The following is an 11924-nucleotide window of genomic DNA, read 5'->3' on the forward strand; positions in this document are numbered from 1 at the left end:
TCGGACTACCCCGGTCGGGCGCTTCGGCCGTCCCGCCCGGCCCGCGCCGTGGCGAGGATGGACCGATGACGGGGAGGCAGTCCTTCCGCGGCGTCCTGGTGGACGGCCTGCGGGTGCAGTTCGGATCGGTCGAGGCCGTCACGGGTGTCGACCTGCGCGTCGAGCAGGGCCAGTCGATGGCGCTGCTGGGCCGCAACGGAGCCGGCAAGTCGACCACGATGCGCGTGCTCGCCGGCGTCGTACCCCCGACGTCGGGCACCGCCCTCGTGGGTGGGTACGACGTCCGGGAGGCCGCGCTCGAGGCGAAGCGGGTCGTCGGGTACTGCCCCGACGTCGGCGGGCTGGTCCCCCGTGCGACGCCGTGGGAGCACCTGCAGCTCAGCGCCCGCCTGCGTGACCTCGCCGACTGGGAGATGCGCGGCCGGGCGCTGCTCGAGCGCTTCGACCTCGGCGACGTCGCGCACCGGGTGACCGCGGGCTTCAGCCACGGCATGTCGCGGCGGCTGAGCGTCGTCCTCGCCGCACTGCACGAGCCCGAGGTCCTGTTGCTCGACGAGCCCTTCGACGGTGTCGACCCGGTCGGCGTCGAGGCGACCTTCGACGTGATCGAGGACGCCCGCGCCCGTGGCGCCGCCGTCCTCGTCTCCACGCACCTGCGCGACCTGGCGGTCGAGGTGTGCTCGGAGGTGGCGGTGCTGCGTGGGGGGACGCGCATGGCCACCATCTCGTCCGGCTTCATGGCCGGCGACGACGGTGCCCGTGCCTACCGCGCGCTGCTCGCCGGCTGAGCCGACGCCGCACCGGCGGGCGTGCGCCCACCCGGTGCGCGACGTCGGCCACCTGCTCCGCTTCCGCGCCGCGACGGTACAACGCCGGCGGGCCGCCGCGCTCGCGCTGGCCGTGCTCGGGCTGGCCACCGTGGCCGCGGCCGTGGTGCCGGCGTGGGTCGCGGTCGATCCGGGGCTGGCGCGGCTGCTGCAGCCGGGCCTGGTCGGGGTCGCGCTCGTGGCCGTCGGGAGCGCCGCGGCGAGTGGAGGCGGTCGGGAGCTGCTGCCGCGCGACGCCGCGGCCGTGCACCCGATCAGTCCGCTGACCGACCACCTCGGCGCCCTGCTGCTCGCGCCACTCAGCGCCGGCTGGCTGATCCAGGCCTGGGCGCTGCTCGGGCTCGCGTCGGCCGTCGGGGTCCCGGCCGCGCCGGTGGTGGCGCTGTGCTGGCTGGTGGCCTCCACGGTGCTGGCGCAGGCGGTGGGGTGGACCTCGGAGTGGCTGCGACGGCGCCACCGCGGGCTGCTTCCCGTCCGGCTGGCGCTGCCGCTCGTCGTGGCCGGTCTGCTCGCGGCGGGTCCTGCGGGGGTCGTCGCGGCGACGATCCGGGACGGTGCGCTCATCGCCGTCGTGGTGGTGACGCTGGTCGTGGTGAGCGTCGGGCTGGTTGTCCTCGGCGCCCGTCTCGCGGGGGCCGTCGCCCGGCTGGTGCCCCGTGACGAGGGCCGCCTCGAGACCCGTGCCCACGCGCCGCGGCCGACGCCGCGCAGCGACCTCGTCGTGCTCCGCCGGATCGACCGCGGCTCGGTCTGGCGCAGCGCTCCGCTGCGCCGCGGCACGTGGCTGCTCGCCCTCGCCCCCGGGTCGGTCGCCCTCGCCGGCGGCCTCGACTGGCCAGCGCTGGTGCTGATGCCGGGCCTCGTCGCCGCCGGCTGCGTACTGCTGTTCGGCGTCAACCTCTGGTGCCTCGACGGCCGCGGGATGCTCTGGCGCGAGACCCTCCCCGTCGCGCCGCGCACGGTCGTGGCCGCCCGCGCGTGGGTGCTCGCCGAGCTGCTCCTCGGTGCCGGGGCGGTCACGCTGCTGCTGGGGGCGGTCCGGGCCGGGCGCCCCACCGCGGCGGAGCTCGCTGCCGTCGTACTCGCCCTCGTCGTGGTCGTCGCCCAGTCCGTCTCCGCCGGTCTGCGCTGGTCCGCCGCCCACCCGCACGCCGTCGACCTCCGCTCCGCGCGCGCCACCCCGGCCCCGCCGCTCGCGATGGTCGGCTACTCGCTGCGCCTCGCCGTCGCCACCACCGTCGCCGGCCTGCTGCTCACCGGCCTCGCCACCGCGGGCCGGGTCGACCTGCTGCTCGCGGTCGCCGCCGTGCTGGTCCTGGTGTCGGCGCTCCGCATCGCCCGTTCGGTACGACGGTGGGCCGATCCGGTCGCCCGCGCCGAGGTCGTCGCGGTGGTCGCCGCCTGAGGGTCGTCGCGGTGGTCGAGGAGGTCGCGCAGCGACCGTCTCGAGACCTCTGGCTCCGGTGCACCCGCTGTGACCGGGGATCCTCCGGACCGGTGGCCACCGACGACAGCCCGGCGAACCGTGTCGCCACGTCTCGTGACGGTCGCTGCGCGACCTCCTCGACGATCGGGGGTCGTCGCTGCGCGACCTCCTCGACGACCGGCGGGTCAGGCAGTCAGTAGTGTCGGCCGGGTGACCGACCAGCAGTCGAACCAGCAGCCGCAGACCAGGGTCCTCATCACCGGCGCCGCCTCCGGGCTCGGCGCGGCCTTCGCCTCGGCCTGGGAGGCCCGCGGAGCGCGGGTGCTCCGCACGGACCGGGTCGCGGACGAGTCGGCGGGCGAGCTCCGCCTCGACATCACCAGCGACGCCGACTGGGCGGCCGCGCGCGAGCACGTCGAGCGGGAGTGGGGCGGCCTGGACGTCCTCGTCAACAACGCCGGCATCGCGGGCGGCGGACGACTGGACGTGTCCGGCATCGACGAGTGGCAGCGGCTCGTGGACATCAACCTGCTCGGCGCGGTGCGGGGTACGGCGACCTTCACCCCGCTCTTCAAGCGCCAGGGCAGCGGCCGCATCGTCAACGTCGCCTCGCTGGCGGGCCTCGTGCACCCGGCCGGGATGGCCGGCTACAACGCGACCAAGGCGGCCGTCGTGGCGCTGACGGAGACCACGGGCCACGAGCTCGCGGCGCACGGGGTGACGGCGCATGTGGTGTGCCCGTCCTACTTCCGGACCAACCTGATGGCGGGTGTCGAGGGGCGCGACGCGGCGCTGCAGCACGTGATGACGAAGCTCGTCGAGGACAGCCCGATCAGCGCCGACGACATCGCCACCGCGGTGCTCGACGCGATCGACGCCGGCACGGAGCTGATCATCCCGGACGAGGCGGCCCGCGGGGCCTACCAGCTGAAGCAGGCCGACCGGGCGGCGTACGACGCGGTGATGCGGGCCCAGGCGCGCAAGCTCGACGTGATCGCCGAGAACGCCCGGTGACCGCCACGGACGAGTCGCGCCCGGTCCGCGACGAGGACGCCTTCGACGTCGCGGCCGTCGCCGACTGGCTGGGCCGCGGGCCGATCGCCGAGGTGCGGCAGTTCCCCGGCGGCGCCTCCAACCTGACCTACCTGCTGCGGATGGCGGAGGGGCCGGAGCTGATCCTGCGCCGCCCGCCGGCGGGCACGAAGGCCAAGGGCGCGCACGACATGGGCCGGGAGTTCCGGATCCAGTCGGCCCTCAAGCCGGTCTTCCCGCAGGTGCCGGAGATGGTCGCCCACTGCACCGAGGAGGACAGCCCGGTCGGCAGCGAGCTCTACGTGATGGAGCGGCTGCACGGACTGATCCCGCGCCGCGACTTCGGCTTCCCGGTCAGCCCGGAGCAGGCGAGCCGCCTCTGCGACAACGCCGTCGACACCCTCGTCGCGCTGCACTCGATCGACGTGGCAGCGGTGCCCGGGCTGGCGGCGCTCGACAAGGGCGAGGGGTACGTCGCCCGGCAGGTCGGCGGCTGGATCAGGCGTCTCGCCAACGCACGCACCGACGACACCGGCGACTGGTCCGACATCACCGGCTGGCTGGACGCCCACCAGCCCGCCGACGCCGGGTCCGCGATGATCCACAACGACTACCGCTTCGACAACATGGTCCTCGACGCGGACGACCCGACCCGCATCATCGGCGTCCTCGACTGGGAGCTGTCGACGGTCGGCGACCCGTTGATGGACCTCGGCTGCGCGCTGTCCTACTGGGTGCAGGCCGACGACGACGACTTCTTCCGGATGACGCGCCGACAGCCGACGGCCGACCCCGGCATGTGGACCCGGCAGCAGGTCATCGACGCCTACCTCGAGCGCCGCGGTCTCTCGCTCAGTGCGCAGGAGTGGCGGTTCTACGAGGTCTTCGGGCTGTTCCGGTTCGCCGTCATCGCCCAGCAGATCTGGTACCGCTACTTCCACGGTCAGACCACCAACGAGGCCTACGCCGCCTTCGGCCCGGCGGTCGCCGGGTTCGAGGCGCGCTGCCGCCGCATCCTCGACGACGGGCTCGTCGGCTGATGGGCATCCTGCTGCTGGTCCGCCACGGCCAGGCCTCCTTCGGGGCCGACGACTACGACGTGCTCTCGGACACCGGGTGGGAGCAGGGCCGGACGCTCGGCCGCTGGCTCGCCGAGCACGGCCCCGCGCCTGCCTCAGTCGTGCACGGCGGGATGCGCCGTCACCGCGAGACCTGGGAGGCGATCGCCGAGGGCGCGGGTCTCGACCCGGCATCCGGTATCGACCACGACTGGGCGGAGTTCGACCACCTCGCCGTCCTGGCCCGCCATGCCGAGCTCACCGGCGTGACGATGGCGCACGATGTCGACCGCCGTGCCTTCCAGGAGCACTTCGAGGTCTCCACCGCCCACTGGGCGGCCGCCGACGCGAGCGCCGGCTACCCCGAGCCGTACGACGCCTTCATCGCCCGCACCCGCCGTGCGCTCGACGCCGCCGCGGACCTGCCGGGCCCCGCGCTGGTGGTGACGTCCGGGGGAGTGATCGCGGCGCTGGCCGCGTCGCTCGTCGTACTGGAGGGCGGGGAGATCGGGCCGGTCTGGGCCCGCTTCAACACCGTCATCGCCAACACCTCGGTCACCCGGGTCATCGTCGGCTCCACGGGGGCCCGGCTGCTGACCTTCAACGAGCACCCCCATCTGCCGCGGGACCTGGTCACCTACCGCTGAGGCAACTGACGCCTAGGGTGGGGCCGTGGTCGCTTCGGGCGGTGGTCAAGGTCGGCTCATCGGGCGGGCCGCCGAGGTGGCGGCGGTCCGGGAGCTCGTCGCGCCCGGACGGGTCGTCACCCTGACCGGAGCCGGGGGTGCTGGGAAGACCCGGATCGCACGCCGTGTCATCGCCGAGGGATCCAGCGGTCGGTGGTCGAGCGCCTGGGTCGTCGAGCTCGCCGACGCGACGGAGCAGGACATGCTGGGCGAGCTCGTGGCCGGTGCTCTCGATCTCCAGGTGCCGTCCGGCGCCTGGGACGGCTCCGTGCTCGCCGACTTCTTCGCCGACCGGCCCGGGCTCCTCGTGCTGGACAACTGCGAGCACCGCGCGGCCGGGGTGGCCGGGTTGGTGAGTGACCTCCTGGCAGCATGCCCGGGCCTGTCGATCCTCGCGACCAGCCGGTTGCCACTCGGGGTCACGCGCGAGACGGTCTACCAGGTGCCCCCGCTGCCGGCACCGGAGCCCGGGGTGGTGGTGGACCTCGAGAGCGCGGCCGGCTACGACTCGATCGCCCTGTACGTCAGTCGGGCTGCGGAGGCGATGGCGACGTTCCGCCTGACCGCGGAGAACGTCGTCTCGGTGGGCGCCCTGGTTGCGCGGTTGGAGGGCCTGCCGCTCGCGATCGAGCTGGCGGCGGCACGGGTCAGGTTCCTGTCGCCGGACGCGCTGCTCAACCGGATCGACGACCACCTCGCGCTGCTGGAGACCGAGCTGCGCGACGTTCCGTCCCGCCAGCGCTCGCTCGCGGCCTCGGTGGGTTGGAGCCATGAGCTGTGCAGCCCCGCAGAGCGTGAGCTGTGGGCCCGCCTCTCGGTCTTCACCGGAGGGTTCGAGCTCGAGGCCGCCGAGCTGATCTGCGCCGGCGACGGGATCGCGCCGGGCGAGGTCCTCGTCCTGCTCTCGGCGTTGGTGGACATGTCGGTGGTGGGGCGGGTCGGCGAGACAGGCTCGCGATTCCGGATGCTGGAGACCATCCGCCAGTTCGGTGCCGAGCGCCTGGCCGCTTCCGGCACCGCGGCGCACTGGCGCGACCGTCATCTGGAGTGGTACGCCGCCCTCGTGGCGCGGCTCGAGCAGGAGTGGGTCGGTCCCGACCAACTGGCCTGGATGGACCGGTTGCGCATCGAGCACCCCAACCTCCGCGCCGCCCTCGAGCATGCCGTCGGGTCACCGACATCTGCTGCGGTCGCGCTGCGCATGTGTCGCGACCTGGAGCCGTTGTGGATCTGCGGCGGTCACCTGGGGGAGGCACGGCGCTGGATCGAGCGGGCGATCGCCGGGACCGACGGGGCACACCAGGACAAGGTCGCCGCGCTGCGACTGTGTGCCTGGTTCGCCGCCCTGCAGCTCGACCTCGGCTATGCGCGGACCCGCGTCGAGGACGCAGCTGGACTCCTCGATGCCAGCGACCACCGTTCACGCGGCGACTACCTCTTTGCGGCCGGCGTGGTCGCCACCTGGGAGCAGGACTTCGAGGAGGGCGTTGCACGCTTGGTCGAGAGCGCCCAGGCCTATGCGGACGCCGGCCACGGCCCGGGGGTGCTGGAGGCTCAGCTGAACAGGGCGATCGCCCATGTCTTCGCAGGCGACTACGAAAGCGCCGGGGCGGTGTGCCGGGCGTGTCTCGAGGTCACCGACCCCCTCGGAGAGACCTACATCGGCGCCTATGCACGGTGGGCGCTCGGCCTTGCGGCGTTGATGTCCGGCGATGTCGCCGAGGCAGCCGAGCTCGAGCAGGACGGGCTGGCGCGCTCATCCTCCCTCGGCGATCAGCTTGCGATGGCGCTGCAGTTGGAGGTTCTCGCCTGGCTCGCGGCCATCCAGTTCGACTTCGACAGGGCGGTCCCGCTGCTCGGCGGCGCTGAGCTCTTCTGGCGGATGATGAGCATGCCGGTGGCGCTGACCCCCGGGGTCAGCGACTTCCGCTCGCTGGGCGAGGCCCAGGTGCGTTCCCAGACCGGAGACGCGTTCTTCGACGAGGCCTTCGCCCGCGGCCTGGCGATGGCTCCCCACGACGTGGTGACGATGGGACTGTCGTCGCACCCCACCTCGGTCGACGAGGTCGCGCGCGGGCAGCGCACCGGCCCCCTGAGTCGTCGTGAGACCGAGGTGGCGGCGCTGATAGCCGAAGGCCTGACCAACCGGGACATCGCCGAGCGTCTGTTCCTCTCCGAGCGGACCGTGCAGGGGCACGTCCAGAGCATCCTGCGCAAGCTGGACTTCCGCTCGCGGTCCCGGGTCGCGGTGTGGTTCGTCGGCGAGTCCGGGGCCTGAAGGGCTCAGGCCGCACGGCGGGCAGCGATCCTGCCCGCGACCTCGACCAGTTCGGTACGTGCTCGTTGGCACGGTGCGCAGGCGCCGACGTGGCTGTCGACGCGCGCCTGCTGGCCGGAGCTCGCACCGCGTGCCTCCCGGGCGAGGAGCGGGACGACAGTGCGGCATCCCTCGGCGGTGGGAAGGACCACGTGTTGGACCAAGTAGGCCCGGCGGAGCGCCTCTCGGGCGCGGTGCGCCAGTTGGGCGGCCGCGTTGGGAGTGCAGCCGAGGATCCTTGCGGCCTCGGCCAGGGGACGCTCCTCGACGACGGTCAGCCGGAGGACCTCCTGCCAACGGGCCGGAAGCGCTTGCACCGCGCTGCCGACCAGTTCGTCCTCGAACGGAGTGAGGAGGTCGCCGTGGCCGGGGTCGGCCCGGTCGAGAACCCTCATGTCGCCGACGTGGACGAGCCGCGCGTTCTTGCGGCCGTCGTTGCCGTGGGAGTTGCGGATCGCGGTGCAGAGGTAGGCCCGGAAATGCCGCTCCGGACCGCGTCCGTCCAGGAGCAGCTCGAGCGTGCGGGTGAACGCCTCCGCCACCAGGTCGTCGGCCTGCGACGGGCCGGCGACGGCGATCGCCGCGCGGCGCACCGCCAGACGATGGGCGTCGTACAGCTCGGCGTAGGCGCCGACGTCACCTGACCGGACTCGGGCAAGGAGTGGGATGTCGTCGATGTGGTGATCCCGAGAATCAGCAGGGTGGTGCGGGGATCGCGTCACGGGGTGCTCTGGTTTCGTCTTCGGAACGGGTACCCGGTCAGCCTGAGGCCGACACAACGGTGCGCACATGCGCCGAAATACCTGATTTCGCTCGCGACGTACGCGTAATGGTTCGCGCTCCGGCTGGTCACTTCTATGTGAAGTCGTCTCCCCACCGCATGTCGTCTGCCGCTCGAGCCGTCGTCGGGCTCCTGCTCGTCACGATCGCTGCGATGACCCTGGTGATCTCGAGTGGGCATGGCGATGACGCCGGGGCCGCCGAGATCCCAGCCATGATCGAGGTCTCGACGACGGCGACGACCGTCGCCCAGTGGGACCGGGTCGACTTCACCTGTCGGTGGCAGGTCCCCGACCGGTCGCAGCCCGGCGACACGTTCACGCTGACCCTGCCCGAGCAGCTCCGCTGGATGGGCGCGACGAGCTTCTCGCTCCTCGCCCCCGACGGGGTGACGCCGGTCGCCACGGCGTCGGTCGCGAACGTCCCGCCCTGGACGGTGACCTTCACGTTGACGGACTACGTCGTCGACCATCCGCTCAATGTCCGGGGAACCTGTCGCTTCAGCACGCAATATGTGAAGACCGTGGTCGAAGGCGAGGTGATCTCGCTCGAGTTCGACGTCACCGGCCAGGTGTCGACAGTGCCGCTGACCGGGTCGAACCCCTGCCAGTCCGGTTGCGACCTGCCGCCAGCGGTGCCCAAGAAGTGGATGTGGTGGTCCGACCCGGCCGACCAGCAACGGGCGCACTCGATCCTGTTCTCGCCGGTGACACCCACGGATGGGACCACCGTCACCATCGTCGACACGCCTCGCCCGGGCCTCGCCATCGACTGCTCGAGCGTCGTCGTCACCGTCGGCGACACGCGGGCGAGCGACGGCACCGTCATCGCTGACCTCACCGCGACCCATCCGGACCCGCAGCACATCGTGTGCTCCGCGGCGCAGCTGACGGCGACCTGGGATCTGCCCGCTGGTTGGTACATGAACGTCACCCTCGACAGCGACGTCACCCAGGCCGGTCTCTCCGAGTACCACAACGACGGCACGGTGACCCTCAGCGGACAGCAGCCGGCCGCCGTCACCTCGGAGCTCGTGCGGACCGACGCGGGGGGAGACGGGCAAGGGGAGCCGACGGAGAGTCCGTCGGCTGCTACGTCGGAGCCGACCGAGCCGACCGAGCCGACCGAGCCGACCGAGCCGACCGAGCCGACCGAGCCTGGCCCGTCGACGGGCCCGGGCGGTGACGGCCACGAGGATGCCTCGCCGCACGGTGACCAGCTACCGGCAACGGGCACGGACCTGACGATCCGGTGGTTGCTGGCCGGAGGCATCCTCGTCGCTGCGGGGGTCCTTCTCGTGGCTGCTCGGGTCCGGTCGTGACAGCCGCGCGCCGCGGACCTGACGTCGAGGACGTCAGGATCTACGCGGGCGTCGACGAGCCGGCGGCGACCATCTGCCTGCTGGTGGCGTTGCCACTGCTCGCGGTCGCGGTGGTCGTCTCCGCGGCGCTGGTGCTCGCGGTGCAGGCGCTGGTCGCGCTTCTGTGATCACTGGGTGACGGTCCAGCGGACCGCTACCAGGTCGGGGCGCCCGGCTCGGGTGGCGGGGACGGCTCGGCCACGGCGCCGAGACCAGTCGGGTCACCGAGGCGGGCGACGTCGAAGGCGAAGTCACCCGATTCCGTGCGCCGCTGCTCGCGCAGCTCCCACTCGGCGGCCTCCAGCGCGCGGAGTCCGTCCGGATAGGGGCCGGCGTACGTGGTGAACCCGGATCGCAGGTCGGTGCAGACCACGATCCAGGGCGCCACGATCGCGTTGACGTCGTCATCGATGATCATCTGCTCGATCCTCGTCAACCATCCGTCGGGAAGGTCGTGGTCGTCGATCACGGCGAGCTCGCTCTCGTCTGGTGGGTGGTGGGCGAGTGGTCCCTCGTCCTTGGGGACCGCCCTCAGCCGGAGAGACAGCCCACCGGCAGATCCATGACGCGACAGGGCGACATCCGGGCGCCCGCGCCGGATGTGGCAGGCGTCACAGAGATTCCCGGATCAGCGCGTAAGAAAGCGCCCGACTCAACTGTCTCCCCCCCGAGTGCGCCACAGGCCGGCGCCGGTTTCCGAGTATGGGGAGTTGTTTCAGATGTCCAAACACGCTGCACGGCGACGGCGCTCGCACGCGAGCCGGCGTCTGCGACGTCCTGCCCTTGTCTCCGGCGCGGTCGCCTTGGCGCTCCTGCTGGTGGCCGCTGCGCTGCCGGGCGCTCCCCGGAGCGCGGCGCCCGTGACGGACGCGCTCCTGCTGGCGGCGGCCGGTGTTCCCGAGGCAGGCACGCCGATCTTCACCGAGACGTTCTCCGAGCAGAACGCCTCGACGACGGGCATCAACATCCTCAACTACTCGGGCACCAACGGCATGACGTATGACGCCGACCCGGCGTACACGCCCGCAGGGGCGCAGTGCAACGGCTGGGTGATGAACTCGCTCACCCCGCAGCCGACGGCTGCGCAGGACGCAGGGTGTGCCAACAACCAGCCTGACGGGTGGAACCAGCTCCGCCAGATGGCGATCAGCCTCGGCCTCGCCCAAGGACAGACCGCTGCCCAGGCGGCCGACAACCAGGTCCTCACCGAGTACACGAACGCGACCAACGGGTCGATCCCGGCCGGCTACGAGTTGAAGTCCGAGGGTTCGATCCCTGCCATCGCGGGTCACTACTACGCGGTGTCGGCCTACTTCGCCGAGGTCAACTGCTTCGCGGCTCACGCCAAGATGACGTTCTCGCTGGTCATCAACGGCACCCCGACGGTGCTGAGCACGGGCCTCGACCCGTGCACCGCACCCGGCGGCACGGTCCCCATCCCCAACGGTGCGCGCGTGGTGAAGCTGCAGTCGGCCGCGATGCAGCTGCCCGCCACGGGAGCGCAGTCGCTCGGCCTCCAGCTGTACAACGCGACGACGAGCGGCTCCGGCAACGACGTCTCGTTCGACCTCCCCCAGATCGTGGACGTGACCCCCAGCCTCGACAAGTCCTTCAGCCCGCCGCTGATCGCCCCGGGCGGCGTCTCGACGCTCACCTTCACCGTCACCAACACGACGGAGCTGATGGCGAAGAACGACTGGTCCTTCACCGACAACCTGCCGGCCGGGCTCAAGGTCGCGGCGACGCCGAACGTCGGCGGCACCTGCACCTCGACCACCGGCGCCCCGCTGGTGCGGACTGCGACTGCCGGCGCGACGTCGATCGCGGTGACGGGTGGCGACCTCGCCCTGAACCAGGAGTCCTGCACGGTCACCGTCGACGTCACGTCCGACATCGAAGGCACCTACGTCAACGGCCCGGCGAACGTGACGACCAACCTGCTGCCGCCGGAGGACACCCCGCTGGAGGTTCTCGCGCCGCGGATCAGGCTGGTGAAGGCCCTGGACGCGCCGCGGATCACGGATGCCGACCAGTTCACGGTCCAGATCCACAGCGGCTCTGCCACCGGAGCCGTCGTGAACAGCACCGCCGCGTCCACCACGACCGGCACGGGGACCACCGTGACCACGGGCACGGGCACGACCGGCACCTACGTGGCCGACGTCGACACGACGTACTTCCTGACCGAGACCGCGTCCTCAGGGACCGATCTCGGCGCCTACGACAAGACGATCACCTGTGTCGACGCCAACGGGCGCCAGACGGGTCTGCCGAGCGGGGCGACGTTCTCGGGTTCGCTGAGCATCAAGCCGGTCGCCGGTGCCGACGTCACCTGCACCCTGACCAACACCGCCGACCCGCAGCCGGCGATCGAGCTGCTCAAGCGGGTGGCGTCGGTCGACGACGTGAACGGCAACGGTCTGACGGACCTGGGCGAT

11 protein-coding genes are annotated in these 11924 nt (G+C 72.2%); 9 read left to right on the forward strand and 2 right to left on the reverse strand.

Going from position 1 to position 11924, the window contains the following annotated elements:
* Nucleotides 1–65: 65 nt before the first annotated feature.
* The 6 genes from AC2YHB_RS25005 to AC2YHB_RS25030 all read left to right on the forward strand — a co-directional run bounded on the left by AC2YHB_RS25005 (nt 66) and on the right by AC2YHB_RS25030 (nt 7307).
* Nucleotides 66–788 carry an ABC transporter ATP-binding protein gene (locus AC2YHB_RS25005; RefSeq protein ID WP_036543697.1) on the forward strand — a complete coding sequence of 241 codons (723 nt, stop codon included), beginning with the start codon at nt 66–68 and terminating at the stop codon, nt 786–788.
* Nucleotides 760–2232 (forward strand): hypothetical protein, encoded by a 1473-nt coding sequence (locus AC2YHB_RS25010; protein ID WP_487354810.1) that lies wholly within the window; start codon nt 760–762, stop codon nt 2230–2232. The genes AC2YHB_RS25005 and AC2YHB_RS25010 overlap by 29 nt, the downstream gene beginning before the upstream one ends.
* Nucleotides 2233–2463: 231 nt before the next feature.
* Nucleotides 2464–3267 carry an SDR family NAD(P)-dependent oxidoreductase gene (locus tag AC2YHB_RS25015; protein ID WP_487354811.1) on the forward strand — a complete coding sequence of 268 codons (804 nt, stop codon included), beginning with the start codon at nt 2464–2466 and terminating at the stop codon, nt 3265–3267.
* A complete protein-coding gene (locus AC2YHB_RS25020; protein WP_487354812.1) occupies nt 3264–4325 on the forward strand; it encodes a phosphotransferase family protein in 1062 nt (353 codons plus the stop codon). Before AC2YHB_RS25015 ends, AC2YHB_RS25020 begins: the two co-directional genes overlap by 4 nt.
* The gene (locus AC2YHB_RS25025) at nt 4325–4990 is read left to right on the forward strand and encodes a histidine phosphatase family protein (protein WP_487354813.1); all 666 of its coding nucleotides are present in this window, start codon (nt 4325–4327) and stop codon (nt 4988–4990) included. The genes AC2YHB_RS25020 and AC2YHB_RS25025 overlap by 1 nt, the downstream gene beginning before the upstream one ends.
* Nucleotides 4991–5015: 25 nt before the next feature.
* Entirely contained in the window at nt 5016–7307 is a 2292-nt protein-coding gene (locus AC2YHB_RS25030; protein ID WP_487354814.1) for an ATP-binding protein, read from the forward strand.
* Nucleotides 7308–7312: 5 nt separating this feature from the next.
* Here AC2YHB_RS25030 and AC2YHB_RS25035 read toward each other — a convergent pair whose 3' ends face one another.
* Complete coding sequence (locus AC2YHB_RS25035; RefSeq protein WP_487354815.1) at nt 7313–8137, reverse strand: RNA polymerase sigma factor; 825 nt, start codon at nt 8135–8137, stop codon at nt 7313–7315.
* An 89-nt stretch (nt 8138–8226) separates the two neighbouring features.
* On the opposite strand from AC2YHB_RS25035, the gene AC2YHB_RS25040 reads away from it, so the two are divergent.
* Both AC2YHB_RS25040 and AC2YHB_RS25045 read left to right on the forward strand, forming a co-directional pair.
* Nucleotides 8227–9447: an Ig-like domain-containing protein gene (locus tag AC2YHB_RS25040; RefSeq protein WP_487354816.1), complete on the forward strand. Its 1221-nt coding sequence runs from the start codon at nt 8227–8229 to the stop codon at nt 9445–9447.
* Complete coding sequence (locus AC2YHB_RS25045; protein WP_487354817.1) at nt 9444–9614, forward strand: hypothetical protein; 171 nt, start codon at nt 9444–9446, stop codon at nt 9612–9614. Before AC2YHB_RS25040 ends, AC2YHB_RS25045 begins: the two co-directional genes overlap by 4 nt.
* A 26-nt stretch (nt 9615–9640) precedes the next feature.
* Here the strand turns inward: AC2YHB_RS25045 and AC2YHB_RS25050 are convergent, their stop codons facing one another.
* The gene (locus AC2YHB_RS25050; RefSeq protein WP_207008096.1) at nt 9641–9904 is read right to left on the reverse strand and encodes a hypothetical protein; all 264 of its coding nucleotides are present in this window, start codon (nt 9902–9904) and stop codon (nt 9641–9643) included.
* A 442-nt stretch (nt 9905–10346) separates the two neighbouring features.
* Here AC2YHB_RS25050 and AC2YHB_RS25055 point away from each other — a divergent pair.
* A partial coding sequence (locus AC2YHB_RS25055; RefSeq protein WP_487354818.1) for a DUF7933 domain-containing protein occupies nt 10347–11924 on the forward strand: 1578 nt, incomplete at its 3' end.

Source organism: Nocardioides sp. SRI_004, assembly GCF_057586415.1.